Origin of the sequence: Burkholderia sp. Se-20378 (genome assembly GCF_017104665.1) — a bacterium.
GTDB lineage: Bacteria > Pseudomonadota > Gammaproteobacteria > Burkholderiales > Burkholderiaceae > Burkholderia > Burkholderia lata.
The window spans coordinates 14,663-38,522 of sequence record NZ_JAAGPG010000021.1; the positions used below are offsets into that span (position 1 = coordinate 14,663).

General features: G+C 61.4%; 18 protein-coding genes and 2 pseudogenes. 15 read left to right on the plus strand and 5 right to left on the minus strand.

What is annotated here, in order from left to right; translation table 11 throughout:
* The first annotated feature begins 23 nt into the window (after positions 1 to 23).
* Positions 24 to 575 carry a hypothetical protein gene (locus G3N93_RS05035; protein WP_206132411.1) on the plus strand — a complete coding sequence of 184 codons (552 nt, stop codon included), beginning with the start codon at positions 24 to 26 and terminating at the stop codon, positions 573 to 575.
* 32 nt (positions 576 to 607) lie between these two features.
* On the opposite strand, the pseudogene G3N93_RS42210 reads toward G3N93_RS05035, so the two are convergent.
* Positions 608 to 971 (minus strand): annotated as a pseudogene (locus G3N93_RS42210) (LytTR family DNA-binding domain-containing protein); the annotation flags it as partial.
* Positions 972 to 980: 9 nt separating this feature from the next.
* Here G3N93_RS42210 and G3N93_RS05045 point away from each other — a divergent pair.
* A pseudogene (locus tag G3N93_RS05045) lies at positions 981 to 1,271 on the plus strand (hypothetical protein); the annotation flags it as partial.
* A 356-nt stretch (positions 1,272 to 1,627) separates the two neighbouring features.
* The gene (locus G3N93_RS05050) at positions 1,628 to 1,831 is read left to right on the plus strand and encodes a hypothetical protein (RefSeq protein WP_206132412.1); all 204 of its coding nucleotides are present in this window, start codon (positions 1,628 to 1,630) and stop codon (positions 1,829 to 1,831) included.
* Positions 1,832 to 1,890: 59 nt separating this feature from the next.
* Here G3N93_RS05050 and G3N93_RS05055 read toward each other — a convergent pair whose 3' ends face one another.
* The gene (locus tag G3N93_RS05055) at positions 1,891 to 2,691 is read right to left on the minus strand and encodes a transporter substrate-binding domain-containing protein (protein WP_174939780.1); all 801 of its coding nucleotides are present in this window, start codon (positions 2,689 to 2,691) and stop codon (positions 1,891 to 1,893) included.
* A 358-nt stretch (positions 2,692 to 3,049) separates the two neighbouring features.
* Here G3N93_RS05055 and G3N93_RS05060 point away from each other — a divergent pair, with 358 nt between their 5' ends.
* The 5 genes from G3N93_RS05060 to G3N93_RS05080 all read left to right on the plus strand — a co-directional run bounded on the left by G3N93_RS05060 (position 3,050) and on the right by G3N93_RS05080 (position 13,756).
* A complete protein-coding gene (locus G3N93_RS05060; RefSeq protein WP_206132413.1) occupies positions 3,050 to 6,229 on the plus strand; it encodes a type VI secretion system Vgr family protein in 3,180 nt (1,059 codons plus the stop codon).
* A gap of 56 nt (positions 6,230 to 6,285) precedes the next feature.
* Positions 6,286 to 10,911: an RHS repeat-associated core domain-containing protein gene (locus G3N93_RS05065; RefSeq protein ID WP_241026402.1), complete on the plus strand. Its 4,626-nt coding sequence runs from the start codon at positions 6,286 to 6,288 to the stop codon at positions 10,909 to 10,911.
* A complete protein-coding gene (locus G3N93_RS05070; protein ID WP_206132414.1) occupies positions 10,911 to 11,639 on the plus strand; it encodes a hypothetical protein in 729 nt (242 codons plus the stop codon). The genes G3N93_RS05065 and G3N93_RS05070 overlap by 1 nt, the downstream gene beginning before the upstream one ends.
* Before the next feature lie 1,047 nt (positions 11,640 to 12,686).
* A complete protein-coding gene (locus G3N93_RS05075; protein ID WP_206132415.1) occupies positions 12,687 to 13,271 on the plus strand; it encodes a hypothetical protein in 585 nt (194 codons plus the stop codon).
* A 167-nt stretch (positions 13,272 to 13,438) separates the two neighbouring features.
* Positions 13,439 to 13,756, plus strand: coding sequence for a hypothetical protein (locus tag G3N93_RS05080; protein ID WP_206132416.1), 318 nt, complete (start codon positions 13,439 to 13,441; stop codon positions 13,754 to 13,756).
* Positions 13,757 to 13,842: 86 nt separating this feature from the next.
* Here the strand turns inward: G3N93_RS05080 and icmH are convergent, their stop codons facing one another.
* From icmH to tssJ, 3 genes are all read right to left on the minus strand, one after another.
* The gene (icmH, locus tag G3N93_RS05085) at positions 13,843 to 14,625 is read right to left on the minus strand and encodes a type IVB secretion system protein IcmH/DotU (protein WP_011350755.1); all 783 of its coding nucleotides are present in this window, start codon (positions 14,623 to 14,625) and stop codon (positions 13,843 to 13,845) included.
* Positions 14,622 to 15,968 (minus strand): type VI secretion system baseplate subunit TssK, encoded by a 1,347-nt coding sequence (gene tssK / locus G3N93_RS05090; protein ID WP_011350756.1) that lies wholly within the window; start codon positions 15,966 to 15,968, stop codon positions 14,622 to 14,624. Before tssK ends, icmH begins: the two co-directional genes overlap by 4 nt.
* 103 nt (positions 15,969 to 16,071) lie before the next feature.
* The gene (gene tssJ / locus G3N93_RS05095) at positions 16,072 to 16,683 is read right to left on the minus strand and encodes a type VI secretion system lipoprotein TssJ (RefSeq protein WP_174939761.1); all 612 of its coding nucleotides are present in this window, start codon (positions 16,681 to 16,683) and stop codon (positions 16,072 to 16,074) included.
* 374 nt (positions 16,684 to 17,057) lie between these two features.
* Between tssJ and G3N93_RS05100 the strand changes: the two genes are divergently transcribed.
* The 7 genes from G3N93_RS05100 to tssG all read left to right on the plus strand — a co-directional run bounded on the left by G3N93_RS05100 (position 17,058) and on the right by tssG (position 23,855).
* Positions 17,058 to 17,687: a M48 family metallopeptidase gene (locus G3N93_RS05100; protein ID WP_174939759.1), complete on the plus strand. Its 630-nt coding sequence runs from the start codon at positions 17,058 to 17,060 to the stop codon at positions 17,685 to 17,687.
* A 46-nt stretch (positions 17,688 to 17,733) separates the two neighbouring features.
* Positions 17,734 to 18,249, plus strand: a complete 516-nt coding sequence (gene tssB / locus G3N93_RS05105; protein ID WP_006484395.1) for a type VI secretion system contractile sheath small subunit — start codon at positions 17,734 to 17,736, stop codon at positions 18,247 to 18,249.
* A gap of 15 nt (positions 18,250 to 18,264) precedes the next feature.
* Complete coding sequence (gene tssC, locus G3N93_RS05110) at positions 18,265 to 19,755, plus strand: type VI secretion system contractile sheath large subunit (RefSeq protein WP_011350759.1); 1,491 nt, start codon at positions 18,265 to 18,267, stop codon at positions 19,753 to 19,755.
* Between the two features lie 70 nt (positions 19,756 to 19,825).
* Complete coding sequence (locus tag G3N93_RS05115; RefSeq protein ID WP_006477093.1) at positions 19,826 to 20,329, plus strand: type VI secretion system tube protein Hcp; 504 nt, start codon at positions 19,826 to 19,828, stop codon at positions 20,327 to 20,329.
* 63 nt (positions 20,330 to 20,392) lie between these two features.
* The gene (gene tssE / locus G3N93_RS05120) at positions 20,393 to 20,878 is read left to right on the plus strand and encodes a type VI secretion system baseplate subunit TssE (RefSeq protein ID WP_043191646.1); all 486 of its coding nucleotides are present in this window, start codon (positions 20,393 to 20,395) and stop codon (positions 20,876 to 20,878) included.
* A 77-nt stretch (positions 20,879 to 20,955) separates the two neighbouring features.
* On the plus strand, positions 20,956 to 22,791 hold the full coding sequence (gene tssF, locus G3N93_RS05125; protein ID WP_174939757.1) for a type VI secretion system baseplate subunit TssF: 1,836 nt from the start codon (positions 20,956 to 20,958) through the stop codon (positions 22,789 to 22,791).
* Positions 22,755 to 23,855: a type VI secretion system baseplate subunit TssG gene (tssG, locus tag G3N93_RS05130; RefSeq protein WP_011350761.1), complete on the plus strand. Its 1,101-nt coding sequence runs from the start codon at positions 22,755 to 22,757 to the stop codon at positions 23,853 to 23,855. The genes tssF and tssG overlap by 37 nt, the downstream gene beginning before the upstream one ends.
* Positions 23,856 to 23,860: the final 5 nt, after the last annotated feature.

The window sequence follows — 23,860 nt, forward strand, 5'->3', positions numbered from 1 at the left end:
TCCCTTTGCCCAGAAAAAGAAAAATGCAGATCGGTAAGATGTGGTGCTTCACCGTCTTGGTTTCGGTACTGGCAGGTGGTAGTACTGCCGCGTTTTCCCGACCGTTGGCGCAAGACTGTCTGACGCAAGCCGAAGTCCAGGAGATGGATCGCAACTTCTGGGCGACATTCCCGTCGCCGGACGGTTTCGCGACGTATGCGGCGCCGACGTTTTCGCTGGGGACCAACATCACGGAACTGTCGCAGTCGCTTGCGGCCATGACGAGCGGTCCGGCACGGGCGCGTGCTGTTGCCACATTCCTGGCACAGCATCCGGACGTGTTCGGGTCGTTCAAGAACGCGCATGACTCGGCATATCTGTTCTATCCCGGACACGACCACAGCTCCGATGCCGTGCGTACGTCGTCGACGCTCCCCGTCGGGCAGTGCGTTTCCGAATTCAATTACTCGATCGATACAAGCCGTGCCCAGTGCGTGGCCGGGCAGCGCATTCGCGCATACAGCCTGTCGTTCATCAAGAACAAGGGACGCGTGATGCTGCGAACGGGTGTGCTCGGGCTCGACGCCTGTAATTGAACCGCGCGCCGGCGAACGGCATGGCGGTAGCGTCATCCCTCAGGGGGCAGCGCATGGAGGCAGATAACATCGCATCTCCCCGAACAACCCGCATACGCACGACTGACCGGCGGCATCTCCCGCTGCCCGTGCACGCGAATCCGCAACCGTCCCAACAGATCGCGCTCGACACGATCGATCGCTGCGTACGCAACGATCACGCCGCGATGCACTCGCGCGAACTACTTCCGGGTCGAGCCGTTGCATCAGGTCCTTCAACAGCGTGCGAATCACGAGCCGTTTGCGGGCCGTGACGACTTCCATGTATTTCTCCGGAGCCTGGAAGTACAGCGCGTCGTCGACCGATATGAGGCGCGTTGCATCCTTCACGCCTATCGTTAGCCAGCGGAACTGTGTGGCGTCCCACGCTTGCGCTGCCTGTGCGAGCGCATCGTCCCGCGCTTGCGTCTGCCCGGCGACGCGAGCCTGCTCGTCACGCTGATGCTGACGTTCGTCGCCGAAACCGGCATCCATTACGCGGTTGCCGTGCACGCGCCGTGGGCGGCGACGAGCGGCTTCGTGATGCTGTCGTTCGCGGTATGGGGCGTGCTCGTCGGGATGACGCTCGGGCGCGCGCCGAACGTGGTCGTGCGCCGCATGCGCCATGCGAACGGATCGAAGCATGGGAGTTTCCCGTATTCGGTCGATCCGCGATGAAGGGTGCGAAACGGCTTGCGAGCGGGCAACTGACGGCCTGACAAGCGATGCGGCCCGTCTTCGTCAATCGTCGGGGCACCGAACCGAAACCGTGTGTGACGCGCACCGATTTGCGCCCCGTTTTCCTGTCACGGTCGCGTCATGACGCGCCCATAACGTTGCACGTTCCCGTCGCGGCGGCACCGCCGGATCGGGAACGTGCGCAACCCGCTCGCGACGACGTGCCCGCGTCGCAGGCGGGGGCCGACCGGGATCTCGCTCCCGGCGGCGCAGCGGTCATGCATCGCGCCATTTCATTCGAAAATACGATCGACGACGGTTCGAACCGGACCGCGGACGATCAGGAGACAGGGACCATGCTGAGTCCGCATGAATTCTCGATGCTGTTGCGCGTTGCGCGTGCGCCGGACAGCGTCGATCCGTCGAATCCGGCCTTTGCCGTGCTGGTCGAGAAGCGGCTGGTCGACGATACGCAGGTGCGCACGAATGCCGTGGCCGCGCGCCCGGCGCTGACACCGATCGGCCAGATGCTGCTGGCGCGCTTCGACGAAGCGGCTTGAGGGGAAGCGTCACGCCTTCATCGAGACGAAGGGCGTGACGCGTTGAAGCGCCGGGCCGCTTACTGCGCGACCGGCACGGTCACGTCGCTGCCGAACCAGTGCATCGAGATCTTCTTCAGCGTGCCGTCCTTGTGCAGTGAGTCGAGCGCGTCGTTGATCGCCTTCTCGAACTTCGGGTTGCCCTTGCGGAACGGGATCGCCATTTCCTGCTTGCCGCCGTTCAGCACCGCACCCGCGCGCAGCGGCAGGTTCGACGTCTTGATCATATACGGCAGCATCAGACGATCGTCGAGCGTCGCCTCGATCCGGCCCGCGGCGAGGTCGCGCAGCTTCTCCGGCGCGCCCGGATACGTCTGCACCTCGATGCCCGGCACGGTGCGCGCCATCTGGTCATAGTTGGTGCCGAGCGTCACGCCGAGCTTCTTGCCCTTGAAGTCGTCGAGCGACTTGAAGTTGCGCGTGTCGTCCTTGCGCTGGATCAGCTGCGCGGCCGAGTACGTGTACGGCTCGCTGAAGTCGAGCGCTTCCTTGCGCTGCGGCGTGATCGTGACCTGGTTGACGATCACGTCGAACTTGCCGGCCTGCAGGCCGGCGATGATGCCGCTCCATTCGGTCGGGACGAACTGCGTCTTCACGCCGAGCTTGCCGGCGACCGCGTTCGCGACGTCGACGTCGAATCCCTCGAGTTGCCCCGACGTGCCGCGTGAGTTGAACGGCGGATACGTGCCTTCGAGGCCGACGCGCAGCACGCCGGCTTTCTTCACCGAATCGAGCAGGTCGTCCGCGTGCGCGGCGACGGCCGTGAAGCCGAGGGCCGACGCGAGCAGCAGGCCCGACAGCAGGAACTTCGAACGTTTCATCGCAGATCTCCAGTGGTCAGCGTGGTGTGGGGGAGCGCCGGGCGCGGCGGGCCGCAATACAGGCACGTAGACACTACTCGCAACCGGGACGCACCGGAAGTCGAATTGGCCCTGATTGAAAGCGATTTCATGGGGCGCTGCGGACGACAAACAGCCGATGGAATCGTCACGCGTCGGCCGGTTGGCGGCGTGCAATCGGCCTGCCTGACCCGCGCTGACTGGTTTCGATTGTCGAGAAAATGTTCTTTTAAATCAGGTCATTTTTTTAAATCGTGCCGTAATTTGTCTGTAAAATCGCGCGGAAGAAATCGAATACTGCGCCATCCGAGGGCGCGTCAGAAGAAGAAAGGCCGTTGCCATGAACATGCAGAACACAATCGCCGCATTGCGCGGCGGATTGCTTCAGCAGGACCGGTTGTTGAAGCTCGATACGCCATTGGGGGCCAACGTCCTGACCGTTCAGCGGGCGGTCGGCCGCTCGCGTATCGGGCGCGCGTACGAGTTCACGCTCGACGTGCTGTCGACCGACAGTAATGTGGAGCTTAAAAAGCTGATCGCACAGCCTGTCACGTTGTGGATCCAGCAGGGCGATCTCGGCTACCGGCCGATCAACGGGTACGTGCATACCGCGCGCCGATTGGGCGCCGATGGCGGGCTCACGACCTATCAGCTCGCGTTCGCCGATTTCACCCATTTCCTCAAGTTCCGTCGCGATCAACGACTCTGGAACGACACGACCGTCGACCAGATCATCTCCGACGTGCTGAACAAGCACCCGCAGGCACAGGGGCATTTCCGCTTCGCGCTGTCGAAGCCGCTGCCGAGCCGGTCGTACACGCGCCAGCACGACACCGACTGGCATTTCGTGCATCGGCTGATGGAGAGCGAAGGGCTCTACTGCGCATGGCAGCAGGCCGACGACGGCAAGTCGCATACGCTCGTCATCACCGACAACCTGCAGGCGTTCGCGCCGCTGTCGCCGGAAACCGTGCGCTTTTATCGCGGCGGCGCGGCCAGCGAAGCTGACGCGTTCACGCAATGGTCGGGTACGCGCATGCTGCAGAGCGTGACGCGCACCACGCGCACGTTCGACTACAAGAATCCTTCGCAGCCGTCGAACCCGAAAGGCACGTCGCTGCCGACGATGGGCGGCCAGGGCGAGTTGCCGGATCAGCTCGAAGTCTACGAATACACCGGCGCCTACACGTATCTCGACCAGACGCGCGGTGACCATCTGACGAAGGTCAGGATGGAGGAGTGGGAGTCGCAGGCGAAGCGTTTCCATGCCACAGGCGGTGTGCGCGCGATCGATGCCGGCCGGCGCTTCACGCTTGCCGATCATCCCGTGCATGACCGCGATCCAGCCGATCAGCGCGAGTTTGCCGCGATCGAGGTGGCGTGGTGGATCGAGAACAACCTGCCTGTCGCAAGCGACGCCGCGGACTTTCCATATAGTCTGCGCGAAGCGTTGGCGCAGGTGCAGGATGGCCACGGCGCCGATCCCGCGTTTCGCGTGCCGCACCATGACGGTTCCGTCGGCTTCTATCTCGTCGAAGTCGAAGCGCAACGCGTGAGCGTGCCGTATCGCAGCCCGTTCGAGCATCACAAGCCGGAGATGCATCTCGAGACGGCGATCGTCGTCGGGCCGCAGGGCGAGGAAGTCTATACCGACACCCTGAACCGGATTCGCGTGCAGTTCGTGTGGGACCGGATGAACCCGGGCGACGAGAACGCATCGTGCTGGGTGCGCGTCGTGCAGTCGGATACGGGCGGCGGCTACGGCGGCGTGCACGTGCCGCGCATCGGCGAGGAAGTGCTGATCGACTACGTCGGCGGCGACTGCGACCGGCCGCTCGCGGTCGGGCGCGTGTACAACGGCGCGAACCAGCCGCAATGGCATACCGACGGGATTCTTTCCGGGTATCGGTCGAAGGAGTATTCGGGCGGCGGCTACAACCAGCTCGTGATGGACGACGCGACCGGGCAGAACCGCGTGCAGCTGATGAGCAGCAGCGCGAACAGCCTGCTGCATCTGGGCTACATCATCGACCAGAGCGGCAATTCGCGCGGGTCGTATCTCGGCAGCGGGTTCGACCTGCGCTCGGATGCATACGGCGCGGTGCGGGCGAGCCAGGGCCTGTACGTGACGACGCATCCGAAGGCGGCGAACAGCCAGCCGCTCGACGTGAAGGAAGCGCAACAGCAGCTCGTGACGGGCGAAAGCCTCGTCGAGGCGATGTCGGGCGTGAGCGAGCAGCACCAGGCGGAAAGCATGAAGGACGCGCAGGACACGATGCGCGCGTTCACGGATGCGACGCAGGACAGCGCATCGGGCAGCGCGTCGGGCGGACGCACGGCGAACGGCGGGACGGGCAACGCGAACGCGTTCAAGGAGCCGGTGATGCTGTTCGGCAGCCCGTCAGGGATCGGGATGTCGACGCAGCAGTCGGTGCATGTGGTCGCGAACGATCACGTGAACGTGGCGAGCGGGCAGAGCGTGCACGTCGCGGCGGGCAAGTCGCTGATCGGGAGCATCGGGCAGAAGCTGAGTCTGTTCGTGCAGAACGCGGGGATGAAGCTGTTCGCGGGCAAGGGCAAGGTCGAGATCCAGGCGCAGTCGGACAACATCGAGGTGACCGCGCAGAAGGCGGTGAAGGTGGTGTCGGCGACGGACCGGATCGAGATCGCGGCCGATCAGGGGATTCTGCTGACGAGCGGTGGCGGGTATATCCGCATTCAAGGCGGGAACATCGAGATCCATACGCCGGGGGCGGTGGATGTGAAGGGGGCGTCGCATACGTTCGCGGGGCCGGCGAGCATGGGATATCCGTTGCCGAGTCCAAGGCCGGATCAGCCGGGGCAGTTGGAGTTGTTTCACAAGTATGTGAACGGCGAGGCGGTGAAGGGCGGGTTGTTCACGGTGAGAGACGTGAACGGGGCCGTGCTGAAGAAGGGGGCGCTCGACAACAGCGGGTATACGGTTGTGAGCGGGCTGCCACCGGGGGCGGTGCGCGTCGAGTTCGGGAAGGATCCGCGCGAGTCGGATCAACCGGCGAATTATTTCAAGGAAGCGAAGTGGCCGGCGGAGCCGGTCGCACTGTCGCCGGAGGTCGCGCAGGCGGCGGCGACCGGGCAGCTCGCCAGCCAGTTGAAGGGGATGGCGCCTGCGGCGGCGACGGCTGCGATGGGGCTGGCGAGTGGAGGTGGTGCCGGTGCGGCGCTGGGCGGACTGGCAAGCTCTGCGTTGCCGGCTGCGGCTGGTGCGCTAGGTGGTGCAGGCGCGGTGTCTGCATTGCAGACGGCTTCGAGTCTGGGCAGCGCCGCGAAGCAGGTGGCCGGGATGGTGCAGGCCGCGCGTCAGGGCGGGCTCGCGGCGTTGGCCGCGCCTGCTGCGAACGCGGCATCCGGAGCGTTGCAGGGTGTGCTGCCGGGTGTTGCAGGGATCGCCGGCAAGGGCGCCACGACGGTGGCATCGGCTGCCGGTGCCACTGGTATGAAACTGCCGACCAGTGGGTTCGGCGGACCGCTGAAATCCTGAGAGGGCGGCGTATCAGCCGTCTAGAACAACAAATCGCGATTTGAACGAAGAACGACATGGCACAACAACTTCCACCGGGCGCTGAGAAGGAACAGGCCGTTACCTGGCTCAGCGATATTTCGCCGAAGGACGTCGCGCAGGGCGGCAATCGCTTCGACGCATGGTTGCGCAAGATTAGCGGCAATCACGTGACCTTCGAAGACGTGAAGACGGTGGCCGGCGCGGTGCCGATCGTCGGCAACATCATGGCGGCGATCGATGCGCTTGGCGATATCGCCGAAATCATTCAGAAGCGAGGCGGGAAGGTTCTCGACTACATGAGCCTCGCTATCAACCTGATCGGCATCATTCCGATTCCGCCGACGCTCGCACCGTTCCGGATGTCGGCGCGTCCGCTGCTCGCGCTCGTACGTAATCAGTTGTTGATTACACGCAGCAATCTCGGTGCGGCGCTCATTTCGGTGCTGATCACGCATATCAATGCGACATGCGCGACCGAGATCGAGGACTTCTTGCACAAGTTGCAGGTCGGACTCGGCAAACTGCTCGACGGCTGCGCATTGAAGGCGGAAGAGTTGATGACAGCGATCGCGACGGGGATGGACCGAGCGCTGCACGGTCAGCTCTTCGACAGTAGCGGAAACCTGAAGCGCGCGGAGCAACTCGCGAAGAAGATGCGCGACAACCGGCCGTGGTATAGCGCGAGCCGGGTGGGTGACGGGATCAAGTTCGCGTATGAAGGCTACAAGGCGCTCGGCAAGACCGTCGGCAATGCGACGGTAGGAACAGCAGCAAAGCTCGCACCGGACTCGTGGCTCGAGCCGTTTCGCAGCACGGTGACGTTTCTGCGGACGGAGGCGCCGAAGGTCGCGTCGTCGATTCGTTCGTTGGCCGGCAGCGAGGAAGGCAAGATGATGTGGCTCGTCTTGCAACTGATCGAGGCGGTCGGGCGGGTGAAGGCGCGTTCGAAGCTGCATGAGCAGAGCGCAGAGGTCAAATCGGCAGGGACGAGCCAGGCGAAGAAGACGCGGGGACAGGAAGGGCTGGAGGCGACTCATGATCAGGCACCAGCGGAGTGGCCTGGACGGAACTGTCGTAAGGGGCGCGTGATCGGGGCGGCGAAAGCGGCGTCGATCGGGTCGATCGATTTTGCATTCGGTAACGAACGATTCTCGCACACGGATTTTGATCTGCCGGGCGCCTTACCGCTCGTCTGGGAGCGCACGTACCAGTCGCGACTCTCGGCGTACGACAATGGTGAACTGGGAGCACGTTGGATTACGCCTTATACGACTCGCATCGACGTTTCGAATGGTCAGTGGCTTTATCGAGATGCAGAAGGACGCGGTATTAAGTATCGGGCGCTTGCGGCTGGCGAGGTGTACGACGATCTGGCAGAAGATCTCACGCTGTCGCTCCTCGACGATACATGGTTGACAATCGCGTACAGTCACAAGGAGTTGTATGTCTACGAACGCCGTGGTGACGCCTTTCGCCTCGCGATGCACAAGGATCGCGCGGGCAACACGATTACGCTTGACTATGACGAGCTTGATCGCCTCGCGCGACTGATTGATGCAAGTGGCAACGTGCTTGCATTCGAGAATGACAGGCATGGCAGGATCGTACAGATCGAGCAGGTGCTCGGAGGTGGTGAGCGTCGTTCGCTTGCGCGCTACGAGTACGACGCTGACGGAGATCTCATACGTGCGTTCGACCGTCATGGTAACGCCAGGATCTATCAATACCATCGGCATCTGGTGACCCGCTACACCGACCGCACTGGTCGCGGGATGACGCTCGAATGGCAAGGTGCGAGTGAGGGTGACAATACGAACGCGAAATGTGTGCGCGAATATGCTGACGATGGTAGCTTCGACATTCGCCTCGCCTGGAATCCGAACATTCGCCTGACTTATGTGACCGATGCACTCGGGCAGATGACTCGGTACTACTACAACATTCACGGTGGCGTGTACCGAATCGCCTATCCGGATGGCAACGAGGAATGGTTTCGGCACGACGAGCATCACAACCCCGTATTGCATATCCTGCTTGACGGAAGTATTGAGCGTATGGACTACGATGCGCGAGGCAATCTAACGCGGCATGAGCGTCCAGACGGTAGCGTCATTGAGATGGCATATGACGATAAGGATCAAATGATTCGTCTCGTCGATCCGAACGGGCATGCATGGCAACGGAAGTACGACGATGTAGGCAATCTGGCTGAAGAGTTGGATCCACTCGAGCGCGCAACAAAGTACAGCTACAACGATAAGGGTCTGCCTGAGCAAATTACCGATGCAAAGGGTGGGTCGAAGGCACTCGAATACAACGAAGCCAGTCAACTAACGAGCTATACCGATTGCTCGGGTAAAAAGAGCGAATGGCAGTACGACGAAATCGGTCGCGTCGTCGAAGCGAAGGATGCTGCAGGCGGGACGATCTCCTACAGTTACGGTGCAAACGGCCGGCTTGCCGAGATTCGCTCTCCGTCGGGTATCGAGCGTATGCATTACGACGCCGAAGGGCGCCTGCTGCGTCATAGCGATCAACTTGAACGTTCGACGCAATACAGTTACGACGCGGTTGGTCGTATCGCGAGCCGTGTGGATGCACTTGGACAGACGCTTGCCTATCGTTATGACCGTCTCGGCCGCCTAGCTGCGTTGACGGATGCGAACTTCGCGATGTATCGGTTTCACCACGATTCCGCCGGAAGGTTGATTGATGAAATCGACTTCGACGGGAAGTCGACGCGTTACGAGTACGATCAGGTAAGTGGCAGTCTTCTCACAGTCACCGAAGCGGGCAGCGTATTGTCGATGGAGGCTGATGGGAACGGTCGCTTGACGAGGCGTGCTGCAGGCGTGAGTGAAGAGCGATTCGCGTACGACGCTTCCGGGCAGCTGGTTGAAGCCGCGAACCGTCATAGCCGTGTGCAGTTCTTTTTCGATCCCGTCGGTAATCTTGTGCGGGAACACCATGGCTACAGCGTGTTTGAGGAAGAGCGCAGCCATATCTGGCATCACGAGTACGACGAACTGGGCAACCGGCGGCGGACGGTGCGTCCGGACGGGCATGTGATCGACTGGTTGCTTTACGGCTCAGGACATTTGCATGGGATGTTACTGGATGGCGAGGAGCGTGTGCAGATCGAGCGTGATGACCTGCATCGGGAGACGGTGCGAACGCTATCGAGCAAAGTTGTACAGCGTACGGCGTATAGCCCGGCGGGGCGTGTGTTGCAGCAGACGGTTCAGCGTATCACCTCACCGGGGGCGCTGTCCGAGCGGCGATATCGCTACGACATGGTGGGGCAACTGTCGAGTATTGAGGATAGTCGCAAGGGCGGGATTGACTATCGATATGATCCGGTCGGACGGCTGATCGAGGCAATCAGCCCGGGCGTGAAGGAGCGGTTTGCATTTGATCCAGCGAGTAATCTTATCGATCCCAGCCGACAGCAATCGGCATCGGTCTTGCGACCCAGCCCCGTGCGGCCGGAGAGTACGCTTCCGGCAGAGGTGCCGAAGGTGCTCGGCAATATGCTGAGGGCGTATGCTGGGACGCACTTCGAGTACGACGCACGAGGGAATTTGATCCGCAAACATACGCCGGTCGGGGAGCAGGAGTACGAGTGGGACGAATTCAATCGCTTGCTGGCGGTGCGTGTTACGGAGGCGTCGCGGCAGAGTCAGGCGCGCTATTTCTATGATGCATTCGGGCGCCGGATCGCGAAGGAGGTGAATGGTGAGCGAACAGTGTTCGGTTGGGATGGCGATACGCTTGCGTACGAGAGCAATGGCGAGCGTGGGACACACTATATTTATGAGCCTGGGTCCTTTGTACCGATAGCGCAGTATGTAGCAGAACCGGTGCAGGGAATTGCCACCCCGATGTGGCAGAGTACCGATCGCTATGTGCCGGAGGACGATCCGCTTCAAAAGGTGCCTGAGCGTCGGACGGAGGTGAAACTGTTTTATTACCACTGCGACCATATCGGGACGCCACAGTTTCTGACCGACGACGATGGTGACGTCGTGTGGGAGGCATCGTACAAGGCGTGGGGCGAGGCTCGAGAAGTAATTGCGCGGGTCTCGAAGGCGACGGGAATAGCGCCTACGAATCCGCTGAGATTTCAGGGTCAATTGATCGACGACGAGACCGGGTTACATTACAACCGAAATCGCTACTACGATCCCGGCACAGGTAGATTTATCTCGAAGGATCCGATCGGGCTTCGAGGCGGGTTCAACGCCTATGTCTATGCATCCAACCCGGTCGAGTGGGTTGATCCGCTGGGGTTGACGCCTTGCAACTGCCTGACCAGGACGGAGTGCAAGCTCCTTTTGTCCAAAATGTATCTTAAAGCTTTCGGTCAAAAGAAAACGGACGGTAGTCGAGGGCTGCAGGAACGAATCGATCATTTGAAGGAAGATACGTATAAACTTTATGATTACGCTCCGAAAATGGACGATAAGCGAGACTATGGTGCTCTCGCTGGAAAGGGGACTTATGAGGGGCATGTAAGGGCGGCGCAACAATTGCAAAGTGGGCTTAGACAGAATATCAAAGATTATGATGAAGGGGGGTGCTCTGAATTTTTCCCGCTTCCCCGTAAAGTTCGGGCCGTCGCATTTGATGCTGACATTCCTACTGCTCCGGAGGGTAGATAGTGGATTTTAATGATGTGATTTTTGCGGTAAGTGCGGATTGCTACTCGAGCGTGCTGTTCCCGGAGGTGAGTTCTGAGGATCGGGATAAGCTTAGGGTCGTCGCTCGTGAGGCTGTGGGCGTCATTCTTAACGGTGCGCGCGACTACTATATGGAGGCGGATTTTTCTCCTGAAAAACTCAAGAAAAATAAGGCGTTTTTTTGGAGAAAGTTCGCGGGGGAAGATTTCTCGGGTGCCACTGTGTTGAGGTTGCATACCTTTGAGTCGCTTCTTGATGGTCATGAGGAAGGCTTGGACTCAGCGGTAACACTTATTGGTAGCGTGTCTGCTCGGTTGAGAGGGTTGCACACGGATGGCTTTTCGATTGAGATCGGAGATGCCTTGATAGATGCAATTTCCGCAGTGCAAGGTGAAGAATTTTATCCAAATGAAGTTGGTCAAATCAGTTGGCGTGAAATAAATAAAATCTGGGATGGCGCGAGCTCGGAATGGGATAGGTATCTGGTGGGTGTCATGTGCGATGTGCCGGATTCCATCTGCGTAACCGTAAACCACTTATTGAATACCGGTAATTCTTTAGATTTCCTGTTGAGATGGAGGCGGGGTGTTTCGAGGAAAAATTTTGAGGTGTTGCTCGATGCTATTGAGGGCGAGGCGATGAGCGAGTTGCCGACTAATAAAAAAGTTGCGAAGATGGTGGTTGAGATTATCGCATTATTGCGGAATTAAATTGTGTGTGTGAATGATCGTTTCGAGAAGGGGTTATTGTGAATAACTCTCTTGCGGAAGAGGAATTAAGTCGCTGACGCATGGGGTGACTCGGCGTCAGAATTGGGCCTCGATGAATGTGTTGATGTGGTGTGTAAACTCGCGATTCAAATAGAGCGCAGCGTGACTGGAGTGGCTGGTATTGATCGCCATATTCGCTTACGTAGCCGACATGCTGGATGGCTTAAGGTAAAAAATCTCGGTGATCCTCGCGAAGAATCCAATTTTTCCATATTTAGGTTGATCAAAGAGATTTTCAGGGAATTGAGAAGCGAAGGGCTGTGAAATCTTTGTTGCTGATGTGCAGGTCGAGTCTCTTTTGTTGAGGTGAGAGCCAGATAGTATTTATTCGGGGCGATATTGAGGTATTTGAAATTGTCTTCAATGTGGTCATTGGTGTGAAGGCCCTTTCCCCGGAAGGGCAAGAATTGTCGCATTTGGTCAAGGGCAGCGAGAGGGCTTACCTTATTGCCACACGTGAGGCGGCGAAGGAGTCAGTCGCTAGGTTCAGGTGGTGGCTTTATCTCGGCTTGGACCGACGAGTTGTCGTTGGTTGTAATCGCGACTGATGTTCATGCTTCCCGGGCATTAAATTAAACATGGTGTTGCCCTTGCCCTTGTGCTTGAGATTTTCGGTGTAAGGGTCGTATGTTGGAGTGTGAGGTGATAGAGGCCAACGTAAAGTGGGTTGTCTTCTCTTCCTTCATCGGAGCAGTGCGTGAAGGGGTTCGGGCAATCGCGTACGACTTCGATTCGGATCTGATCGCAATATACGTCTATTTGGCTAGGAAGTCTGATGAGGAGGACGGCCAGGTCGTAGATGCAGCGATTACGGAAATCATCGCGTCTTGCCCGCAATTCAATCGAAAGAAAGTGGAGATTTCAAAAAGCAGTCAGCCGATTGGGAAGTTGCGGTCATATAAGGGGTGGATTTTCGTTCGGTATGAGGAATAGTTGATGCGTATTTAGGATGCAGGTTTTATGTGATGTTTAGAAAGAGTGCGCTCTATGCGAATCGTTCTCGTTCCTTTCCTATTCCTCGCGCTTACAACAGCATCATATGCCGACGACTTCCGGCCGCGAGCCGCAGCAGCCCCTGATCTTGCGCATCCGAAGCTCTTCAAAGCCAACGGTCTGAGCTTTCAACTCCCGGGCGACTGGAGGGTCACGGCAAACGATCCGCTCCAGGACACCGACGGCAGGGGAGTCAGTATCGAGGCCGACAAATCCGCGTTCGCAGTACTGAATCTGGACGTCGTCGTTCAGGTGCTGCGAACCAAGGTTGCACCTTCTTACGAAGGTACTGTGCAGTATCTGTACCGGAGTCAGGTGGACGACAAGCCCACTCAGTACACGAAGCCGGACTTCGCCTCATTCATGTTGAGCGGTAAATATCCGGCGCTTGCTTCACGCTATACACACACGCTTTTCAAGCAAGACGAGTTCTATGCGCATCGTCTCGATCTCGTCACGAGCAAGATCTGCGGCAAGGGCTGGACCTGCGTTGTCCTCTCGTCCGGACTGGCTGCGAACGAGAGCGCAGCGAAGCAAGGTATGGCCAAGATCTATGAAACGATCCGCTACCAACCCTGATGAGCCGTCCGACGCGGGAAATTTGACGGGAGTTGAAGGGGGAGGCATGAGCGTGACTAAATGGGCATAATCACGGCTCGCTGACACAGGCGCTGCGGCAGACGCATTTTCGTGCATTCGCGATACCGCTGCTTCGACGCATTCCCCCTGCTACAACCGCAATACCCATGTCGACCACCCCCGCGACCGAAGTGTCGCTGAAACACATTCTCGAACGCCCGGGCGATTTCTCCGGATGGCTCTATCTCCCTCCGATGCCGTGGACCCTCGACACGGAAGGTGCATTTTCCGAAGACACCAAAGACGCTGAAGACGAAGCCGTGCCCGCCATCGCCAGGCAGCTTGGTTGGCAGGTGACGCTGGACAGCGCGACGATCGAGGACATCGTGATCAACGCGCACGACCAGATCGACGAACCGACACTCGTCCAGTTGTTCGACGCGTTCGTGTTCTACGTCGAAAACGACGCATTCATCCTGTTCTGACAGCGCGCCGCGAGCACGCCACAAACAAAAAAGGACCGCCAAGCGGTCCTTTTTTCATAAAGCGTTGCCGCAACAACCAACACCCCTCAAGGCAGCGAAATCGTCAAATTAGCCGACTCCGGCCCGACCTTGATCACCTGCGAATAAGGTGCCAATGCCTGCAGCGTCTTGTCCTTCAGATACGTATTCAGCCCGAGATACCCGAGCAGCGCCACCAACGCAAACACCGCCCCAATCGCCCAAACCGGCACTTCACGCTTGAGTCGATGCGCGATCTGATCCGGCAGCGGCCAATGCGGCGCGAACGGCGCCCGCTTGCCCTTCATGTGCGCAATCTCGTCCCCCAGCCGCGCGGTGAGGTACGCCAGCTTCTCCGGCCCTTCCAGCAGATACTTCCCCTGGAACCCGAGCAGCAGGCACATGTGAAACACCTCGAGCGACTGCAGCCGCGCCGCACCCTGCGCGCGACATTCCTCGAGATACTGGAAGAACTTCTCGCCCGCGAGCTGCTCGCCGAACAGCACGAGCTGCAGCGGCCGGCGTTCCCAGTCCGTGCGGATCTTGAATTGCGACGACAGCACCATCTCGTCGATCGCCGCGCAGAACGCGAACTTCGCGCCGTACACGTCTTCTGCCGCGATATTCAGCTTCTTCGCGCCGCGCTCGAAATCCGACAGGAATTCCTGGATCCGCGTGCTGAATTCGCCCGCGCTCTCCGGCTCCCGCCCGTTCTTGAGCAGGAACAGCATGAAGAACCCGTCGTACAGCAGGTCGAGCAGCGAACGGGCCTGGAACGAGGCGTCGGTCGACGCCGGCGTATGCAAGGGGGCCGGTGCGTTGTCGCCGAACAGGGAAGGCGCGTAGCTCATGATGTGACCGCGATCAGTTCGAATTTCAGGTCATTGATGCCAGTCGGCGCGTAGATCATCGCGGACTGGGCCTGCAGCATGCGCTCGTACAGCGCGCCACGCGAATCGAGCGCGAAGTAGCAGGCGCCCGGGCGCACCGGAATCGCGGGCGGCACCTGCGGCGTGTACGAGAGCCGCACGCCGGGCATGGCCGACAGCACGAGTTTGTCGACGTCGTCGGGCGCACCGACCTTGAAACGGGCCGGCACCGCATCGACGAGCTCGACGCTCGGCATGTCCGCGGACACCGCCAGGTAGAACTCGGTCTTGTCGTCGATCTTGCCGGAATCGAGGCGGCCGAGGTGGAACGACGGGCGCACCTCGTCGAGCGTGATCGCGAAGTAGCGCGTCGAGATCACGGTGTCGAGCAGCTCGCGCAGCATCAGGTCGAGACGCGCGAAGCTCGGGCCCGGATCGTCGTGGCGGTACACCGGCAGGTCGGCGAGCGTATAGCCCTTCGAGAACGTCATCAGCTGGCCCGCAAGGCGCAGCAGTTCCTGGAACAGCCGCTCCGGATGCAGCGCCGAATGCTGGTGCAGGTGCGCGAGCGTCGCGAACGCGGCGTTCGCGGTGTGCAGCAGCCAGAACGACGCGATGTCGCCCGAGCGGAATTCGATGATGTTCTTCGACGGCTCGCGGTGGAAGCCGTACAGCGCGTTCACCTTCGCCTGCAGTGCGTCGACGAGCTGGCGCAGCCGCTGATGGAGGATCGGCGACGCATCGATCGCGAGGCACGGCGGCACGAAGCTGTCGTCGATCTCGAAGCCGGACGTCGCGGTGCGGCGCACGCGCACGAGCGGCACCGACAGCAGCTGGTCGCGCGGTTCGCTGTGCGCAATCAGCTTGACCTGCGTCTTCAGGAACGTGATGTCGGCTTCGGCCGCATCGGTAAAGTTGTCGCCGACGCTGGTCTGCTCGCTGACGAAGCGCGTCATGAAGCCGGCGGCCGGATCGTCGCTGTAGTTGGTGCCGTTCTCGCGCAGCGGGTGCAGCGCGAGATAGAACACGAATTCGTTGATACCGTCGGGCAGCGTGTCCAGCGCGATCGGCGGCGGCAGGTCGTCGGCCTGCGGCGCGGCATACAGCGCGCCGTCCGGGAACACGAGCGCCAGCTCTGCGACCCGCAGCACGTTGCTGCCGAGCGCATCGCGGTCGATACGCACCGAGCGCACGCCCCAGTTGTACGGCTGGATCGCCTGGATCGATTCGAACAGGCGCGCTTCGTGGTACGCGTCCTGCCGCTGAAAGTGTTGAGGCCGGAGGAACAGCCCTTCCCCCCACAGCACCTTGGCCGAATAACTCATGTCAAATCCGGTTAATGTCGCGTTGCGATGTAATCGATTTGTTCGTGCCCGAATTAAATCGCCAATTGTTAACTCTTGTTAATTGACATTCGTGCGTCATTGTTTAACCGCAGGAGACCGAAGAAAGCAAATTCAGCGGTTGCGAAGGCGCACCCTGTTGCGGTGCGATGACAGTGCCGTCGGTGACCGTCATCGCGCAATTATGCAGGCCGATGATTATGCCGGATTTCTCCGACTTCACCGGATCGAACGTCAGTTTCCATCGTTGTAGTGCGGGATCGCGGAACAGCGCGACGATGCCGAATGCCTGTGCTTCGCGCGAAACCTTCTCGGTCGCCGTATAGCGCTGGCCCGGAATCAGCGTGATTTCACGCACGTTCAGCAGATCCGCGCCCAATGCGGTCTTTTCCTTGGTCGGATCCGTAAAGGCGTCGAACGGCGCCTGCTGGAACGACGTCGGGTCCTTCAGCGTATAGAGCCGCACGACGAGCGCGAGCGGCTTGTTGTCAGTCGCGGCATTCAGGTTCGGCGCCGCGGCGAGCGTGATGCCGAGGTTGCGCGGCGGCTTCTGCGCGTCGGGCAGCTCGGGCTTGCCGATGCCGGCCGCGGACATCACGGCGCTCGCGGCCGAGCCGAGCAGCGGGGCGGCCGCGCATCCGGCCAGGAGGGCGCAGGCAACCAGTGGCAGCGCGTAGCGAATCATCAACGATCTCATCGGTTTTCCGGCGGGCTGCCTTTTATCCCTGTCAAATCTGCCGGGAATTTCCGCGTTCGCTGCGTATCCCCGACATTGCACCGTTCAACTATTAAGCACGCCCGCATCATGGCAGGCGTCCGGAAAATTTTTCCGCCGTCCGGGCGGCGCGTCGCGAAACCAGTAAAACTTGCCCGTTCCGGCCGAAAGAAAAATCGCTGCGAGCCCGCTGCGAGAGGCCATTGGAGGGGGTAGCGCCCGGTTTTAAAAGGAATTACTCTTCACACGACGATTGAATTATGAAAAATTGATCGGTACTATACCCGCGCGCTTCTTGCAAAGCAAAAGAACCAGATTCTCAACGATTTAAAACTCACGCGCCGGTGGATATAACGATGAAAGACCGTCTCTTCGCAAAACTGTCTGGGGTAGTAGTGGCTTGCGGCGTGATCGCCGGTTGTGCGAGCCAGCCTCCCGCACCGCCGACTGCCGAAGTGTTCAACAAGTCGCTGGCGGATGCGGACGCAGTTGCGAAGGCGGGGGACCAGGACAAGGCCCTCGGCCTGTATCAGCAGCTCGCGAAGTCGGATCCGACGCGCGAAGAGCCGTGGTCGCGCATCGCGCAAATCCAGTTCGCCCAGAACCACTACGGCCAGGCAATCGTTGCCGCGCAGGAAGCCCTGCAGCGCGACGCGACCGACCGTCAGGCGAAGAGCGTGCTGGCCGTGGCCGGCCTGCGGATCGCGACGCAGTCGCTCGGCGAGCTGCGCCAGGATTCGTCGCTCGCGGGTGACGCGAAGTCGGACGCGCAGGCGCTCGCGAAGCAGCTGCGCGATACGCTGGGTGAATCGGCGCTGTTCCCGCCGGAAACGAAGGCCGTGAAGCCGCGCCAGACGCGCCGTGTCGTTCATCGTGCGAAGACGGGCGGCGCTGCACCGACGGCCGAGGCGGCCGCCACTGCGCCGACGCCGCCCACCACGCCGCAAAAGGGCGGCGCTGACCCGTTCGGCGCACTGCGCAACTGACCGCAAAACTGACGCGATAACCACAACTAACCTGGGAGCCGTCGAGATGGCCAAGAAAGAAAGCATTCAGAAAAGCTTGCAGAAAATACGGCCGCCGCGCGTCCAACTGACCTACGAGGTCGAGAAGGGCGATGCGATCGAGGTGAAGGAACTGCCGTTCGTCGTCGGGGTCGTCGGCGATCTGGCGGGCCAGTCCGAAATCGAGCAGCCGAAGCTGCGCGACCGTAAATTCGTCAACATCGATCGCGACAATTTCGACGACGTGATGAAGGCGATCGAGCCGCGCGCCGCGTTCCAGGTGGAAAACCGCCTGAGCCCGGAAGGCGGCAAGTTCGCGGTCGACCTGAAGTTCCGTTCGCTGTCGGATTTCAGCCCGGATGAAGTCGTCGAACAGGTCGAGCCGCTGCGCCGCCTGCTCGAGGCGCGCTCGAAGCTCGCCGACCTGCGCAACAAGCTCGCCGGCAACGACAAGCTCGAGGATCTGCTGTCCGAGGTGCTGAAGAACACGCAGCAGCTGCAGGAGCTCGCGAAGGGCACGGGCGGCGACAAAGACGGCGAATGACGACGGAGTGTTGAGATGAACCAGCAAACGGCTGCGGCCCAAGCGAGCGGCGCGGACTACGCCGCCGGGACTTCGCTGCTCGACGACATCGTCGAGAAGAGCAAGGTCGCGAAATCCGATTCCGAGCATGCGCGTGCGAAGGACCTGATCGGCGAACTCGTGCACCAGGTGCTCGACGGCACGGTGATCGTGTCGGACAACCTGTCGGCCACGATCGACGCGCGCGTCGCGGAACTGGACCGCCTGATTTCCACGCAGCTTTCCGCAGTGATGCACGCGCCGGAATTCCAGCGCCTCGAAAGCACGTGGCGCGGGATGGACTACCTGGTCAAGGAAAGCAACACCGGCCAGACGATCAAGATCAAGGCGCTGCACGCACCGAAGCGCGACCTCGTGCGCGACTTCAAGGGCGCGAGCGAGTTCGACCAGAGCGCGCTGTTCAAGAAGGTCTACGAAGAAGAGTTCGGCACGTTCGGCGGTTCGCCGTTCGGTGCGCTGATCGGCGATTACGAGATCTCGCGCCAGCCGGAAGACATGTACTTCATCGAGCAGATGTCGCACGTCGCGGCGGCCGCGCATGCGCCGTTCATCGCGTCGGCATCGCCCGAGCTGCTCGGCCTCGAGTCGTTCTCCGACCTCGGCAAGCCGCGCGACCTGGGCAAGGTGTTCGATACGGTCGAATATGCGAAGTGGAAGTCGTTCCGTGACGCCGAAGATTCGCGCTACGTCGGCCTGACGCTGCCGCGTTTCCTCGGCCGCCTGCCGTTCAATCCGAAGGACGGCCAGACCGCGGAGAACTTCAACTTCGTCGAGGACGTCGACGGCACCGACCACGACAAGTACCTGTGGTGCAACGCCGCGTGGGCGTTCGCTGCGCGCCTGACGGCCGCATTCGACGACTTCGGCTGGTGCGCGGCGATCCGCGGCGTCGAAGGCGGCGGTCTCGTCGAGGACCTGCCGACCCACACGTTCAAGACCGACGACGGTGAAGTCGCGCTGAAGTGCCCGACCGAAATCGCGATCACCGATCGCCGCGAGAAGGAGTTGAGCGACCTCGGCTTCATCCCGCTCGTCCATTGCAAGAACTCAGATTACGCCGCGTTCTTCGCTGCGCAGTCGGTGCAGAAACCAAAGAAATACAGCACCGACAGCGCGAATGCGAACGCCGTCCTATCCGCCCAGCTTCAGTACATCTTCTCGGTATCGCGCGTCGCGCACTACCTGAAGGCGATGATGCGGGACAAGATCGGCAGCTTCGCGTCGGCGCAGAACGTGGAGACTTTCCTTAACCGGTGGATTTCGCAGTACGTCCTGCTCGACGATAACGCCTCGCAGGAACAGAAAGCGCAATTTCCGCTGCGCGAGGCATCCATACAAGTGTCAGAGATTCCGGGCAAGCCGGGCTCGTATCGTTCGGTCGCGTTCCTGCGCCCGCACTTTCAGCTCGACGAACTCTCGATTTCTCTGCGACTTGTCGCTGATCTGCCCAAACCGGCAAATTCATAAGCGAGTAAATCGCCCGGGCGGGCCGCCTGGGTAGGACGTTAAAACCACCTCTTTGGGGAGTCGAAGGGCCATGTTACATATGCACTTGCAGTTTGGTAGTCCCGCGGTGAAGGGCGAATCCGCGGACAAGGACCACCAGGGCTGGATCGAACTGAAATCGTGGGATCACTCGATCGTTCAGCCGCGTTCGGCAACCGCATCGACCGCTGGCGGTCACACGATGACGCGTTGCGAACACGGCGACATGATTTTCACGAAGGAAATCGATTCGTCGAGCCCGCTGCTGTACCAACACGCTTCGGGCGGCACCACGTTCGACGAGGTGACGGTCCATTTCTCGCGCGCTGACGGTGAAGGCAAGCGCGTGCAGTATCTGGAAGTCAAGCTCAAGTACGTGATCATCTCGAGCATCGCCCCGAGCGTTCGCGAAGAAGGTCTGCCGCTCGAGACGTTCTCGCTGAAGTACGCAGCTGTGCAGTGGAAGCAAACCCAGCAGAAGATCGGCGGCAACCAGGGCGGCAACACGCAAGGCGCCTGGAGTCTGACGAAGAACGACAAGACCTACGCGGTCTAAAGTCGGTTGCGGCAACGGGGCGCGCGGCGTCCCCGTTGCCGTTTTCGCTGTGAATCAGGGCCGATGAAACGATTCGAACCCAGTTTTCTCGACAAGCTGTTCGACGACGAACCGCACCTGCCGGCCTCGGCAGCGATGCGGCAATTGTCGCTGGACGAGCTCAAGAACACGGTCGCCCGCGACGTCGAGGCGATCCTCAACACCCGTATCGCTCACACCGAGATCGAGCTGGCCGCGCTGCCGGAGTGCCAGAAGTCGGTGCTGACCTACGGGCTGAACGATTTCGCGGGGCTGAGCCTGGCGAGTCACTACGATCGCGCGTTCATCTGCAAGTCGATCCAGCAGGCCATCGCACGCCACGAACCGCGCCTGCAGCAGGTGCAGGTGACGTTCGAGCTGAACGAGCAGGCCACCAACGCGCTTTACTTCGCGATTCAGGCGCTGCTCGTCGTGCACCCGGCCGAGGAGCCGGTGAGTTTCGACGCGATGCTGCAGCCCTCGACGCTGCAGTATTCGGTCACGCGCGCACGCGCCGCAAGAATGCAGTAAATCATGCCGCCGAGCGGGCCGGACCGCCCGGTGGTGGATCAGGGTCCGGCAGGAAATATTGAGGTTCGGGGTCGTCGATGGAAGAATTGCTGCCGTATTACGAGCGCGAATTATCGTTTTTGCGGCGCTATTCGCGAGATTTCGCCGAACGTTATCCGAAGATCGCGGCGCGGCTCGCGCTGTCCGGCGAGCATTGCGAGGATCCGCACGTCGAGCGGATGATCGAGTCGTTCGCGCTGCTTGGCGCGCGCATCAACAAGAAGCTCGACGACGATTACCCGGAATTCACCGAAGCGCTGCTGGAAGTGCTGTATCCGCACTACCTGCGGCCGTTCCCGTCGTGCTCGATCGCGCAGTTCACGCCGGCGTCGCCCGGCCAGCAGACCGAGCCGGTCGTGATCGATCGCGGCACCGAGCTGAAGAGTCGCCCGATTCGCGGCGTGCAGTGCCGGTTCCGCACCGCCTATGACGTGACGCTCGCGCCGATCCGCATCTCGGAAGCGCGCTATACGCCGGTGGCGCTCGCGCCGAGCGCGACGGTGCTGCCGTCGAATGCGACGGGCGTGATCTCGATCACGTTCGAATCGCTCGCCGCGCAGCTCGATCTCGGCGCACTGAAGCTGCCGACGCTGCGCGCGCACCTGCACGGCGAGCAGTCGTTCGTCGCCGCGCTGACCGACTGCCTGTTCGTCAACGTGCTCGGCGCGTATGTCGAGCCCGAACGCAACGGCCGCTGGACCGCGCTGCGCAAGCTGCCGATCGCGCACGCCGGCTTCGACGAGGACGATGCGCTGATCGACTACCCGGCGAAATCGCATCCCGCGTATCGCCTGCTCACCGAATACTTCGCGTTCCCCGACAAGTTCGATTTCGTCGACTTCGACATCGCGGCGATCGCGCGCGCGACGGGCCGCTGCCAGCGCGCGACGCTGCATCTCGTGCTGCAGGACGTGCGCAGCGATTCGCACGTCGCGCGGCTGCTCGAACTGCTGACGGCGAGCCACTTCCGGCTGTTCTGCACGCCGATCGTCAACCTGTTTCGCCAGCACGGCGAGCCGATCCGCATCACGCACCGCGCGGTGTCCTACCCGGTGATCGCCGAGGCGCGGCGCGCGTTCGCGTACGAGGTGTATTCGATCGACTCGGTGAAGCTCGTCAGGCAGCAGGCGCACGAGGAATCGGTGATCGAATTCCGGCCGTTCTATTCGTTGCATCACGGCGAATCGGCGCGGATCGGCCATTACTGGTTCGCGCGCCGCAACGACTGGGTCGCGCAGAAGAGCCCCGGCTACGAAACCGAGATCTCGATCGTCGACATCGATTTCGAGCCGACCTCGCCGCAGACCGACACACTGAGCCTCGACCTCACCTGCACGAACCGCGACCTGCCGGCGATGCTCGCGTTCGGGCTCGAAGGCGGCGACCTGTTCCAGGAAGGCGGCGCGCAGACGAGCGGCATCGCGCTGCTGCGCCGCCCGACGCAGAGCGTGCGCTTCGAGCGGGGTCGCGCCGCGCACTGGCGGCTCGTGTCGCACCTCGCGCTCAATCACGTGTCGCTGGTTGCACACGGCCTCGCGCCGCTGAAGGAAATGCTGACGCTGTACGACCTGCGGCGCACGGCGGTGTCGATGCGCCAGATCGACGGCCTCGCCGGCGTCGAGCAGCGCGGCGCGGTGCAGTGGCTGCCCGGCAAGCCGTTCGCGACCTTCGTGCGCGGCATCGAGATCCGCCTGACGATCGACGAGGAGCACTTCGTCGGCGCGAGCCTCGCGTCGTTCATACGCGTGCTCGACAGCTTCTTCGGGCTGTACGTCCACCTCAACAGTTTCGTTCAATTAGTCGTCGTGTCGAAGCGCACCGGCGAGGAGATCATCCGATGCAAGCCCCGCACCGGCGAATCGATCCTGGCGTAGTCGACGCGCTGCTCGACGAACCGCACCGCTTCGAGTTCTTCCAGGCCGTGCGCGTGCTCGAAGGGCTGTTCGCGCGGCAGGCGTCCGATGCGCCCGGCGCGTGGCGGCAGGGCGACGTGGTCGCGCAGCGCATCGAATTCCGCAACACGCTGTCGCTCGGCTTTCCGCCGAGCGAGATCGAAGGCGCGCGCTCGTTCGACGACGACGGCACCCAGCTCAAGACGGGCGAGGCGCGCGGCGCCGCGCTCGCGGCCGGCGAGCTCGGCCACGTCGAGCTGACGCCCGCGTTCTTCGGGCTGCTGGGCGGGCAGGGTGCGCTGCCGCTGCATTACACCGAGCAGATCGTCGCGCGCGAACACCTGAAGCGCGATCATGCGGCGCGCGCATTCTTCGACGTGTTCTCGAACCGTGCGACCGCGCTGTTCTATGCCGCGTGGAAAAAATACCGGCTGCCGTTCCACTACGAGCTCGATCGCGACGAGCGCTATCTGCCGCTGCTGCTCGCGATCGCGGGCGTGCCGAGCGACGAGGTGCGTGACAGTCTCGCGGCTGGCGTGGGCGGCGTGCTCGACGAGGCCGTCGCCGGCTATGCGCTCGCCGCGCGGCACCGGCCGATGTCGGCCGCGTACCTGCAGCGCACGCTGTCCGACTATTTCCGTGTGCCGGTGAAGATCGACCAGTTCGTCGGCAAGTGGTACGACGTGCCGCCCGACCAGCTGAGCGTGCTCGGCGAAGTCAACGCGGTGCTCGGCGCGACGGCGCTCGTCGGCGAACGCGTGTGGCAGCGCGACATGCGCGCGCGGATCGTCGTCGGCCCGCTGTCCAAGCGCGACTACGAGGCGTTCCTGCCCGGCGGTGCGCACGCTATCGCGCTGGAGCGGATGCTGACGCTGCTCGCAGGCGTCACGCTCGAATACGAAGTGAAGCTCGTGCTCAAGCGCACCGAGGTCGGCGCCAGCGTGCTCGGCGCGGGCTCGCGGCTCGGCTGGGATGCGTTCCTGTGTACGCGCGACGCGATCGAGGACCGTTCCGACGCCCGCTACGAGCTGCACGTGATTCACTGATTCCG

Coding starts and splice junctions, on each gene's coding strand:
- G3N93_RS05035 (WP_206132411.1), top strand. CDS start 24: ATGCAGATCGGTAAGATGTGGTGCTTCACCGTCTTGGTTTCGGTACTG.
- G3N93_RS05050 (WP_206132412.1), top strand. CDS start 1,628: ATGCTGAGTCCGCATGAATTCTCGATGCTGTTGCGCGTTGCGCGTGCG.
- G3N93_RS05055 (WP_174939780.1), bottom strand. CDS start 2,691: ATGAAACGTTCGAAGTTCCTGCTGTCGGGCCTGCTGCTCGCGTCGGCC.
- G3N93_RS05060 (WP_206132413.1), top strand. CDS start 3,050: ATGAACATGCAGAACACAATCGCCGCATTGCGCGGCGGATTGCTTCAG.
- G3N93_RS05065 (WP_241026402.1), top strand. CDS start 6,286: ATGGCACAACAACTTCCACCGGGCGCTGAGAAGGAACAGGCCGTTACC.
- G3N93_RS05075 (WP_206132415.1), top strand. CDS start 12,687: ATGCGAATCGTTCTCGTTCCTTTCCTATTCCTCGCGCTTACAACAGCA.
- G3N93_RS05080 (WP_206132416.1), top strand. CDS start 13,439: ATGTCGACCACCCCCGCGACCGAAGTGTCGCTGAAACACATTCTCGAA.
- icmH (WP_011350755.1), bottom strand. CDS start 14,625: ATGAGCTACGCGCCTTCCCTGTTCGGCGACAACGCACCGGCCCCCTTG.
- tssK (WP_011350756.1), bottom strand. CDS start 15,968: ATGAGTTATTCGGCCAAGGTGCTGTGGGGGGAAGGGCTGTTCCTCCGG.
- tssJ (WP_174939761.1), bottom strand. CDS start 16,683: ATGAGATCGTTGATGATTCGCTACGCGCTGCCACTGGTTGCCTGCGCC.
- G3N93_RS05100 (WP_174939759.1), top strand. CDS start 17,058: ATGAAAGACCGTCTCTTCGCAAAACTGTCTGGGGTAGTAGTGGCTTGC.
- tssB (WP_006484395.1), top strand. CDS start 17,734: ATGGCCAAGAAAGAAAGCATTCAGAAAAGCTTGCAGAAAATACGGCCG.
- tssC (WP_011350759.1), top strand. CDS start 18,265: ATGAACCAGCAAACGGCTGCGGCCCAAGCGAGCGGCGCGGACTACGCC.
- G3N93_RS05115 (WP_006477093.1), top strand. CDS start 19,826: ATGTTACATATGCACTTGCAGTTTGGTAGTCCCGCGGTGAAGGGCGAA.
- tssE (WP_043191646.1), top strand. CDS start 20,393: ATGAAACGATTCGAACCCAGTTTTCTCGACAAGCTGTTCGACGACGAA.
- tssF (WP_174939757.1), top strand. CDS start 20,956: ATGGAAGAATTGCTGCCGTATTACGAGCGCGAATTATCGTTTTTGCGG.
- tssG (WP_011350761.1), top strand. CDS start 22,755: ATGCAAGCCCCGCACCGGCGAATCGATCCTGGCGTAGTCGACGCGCTG.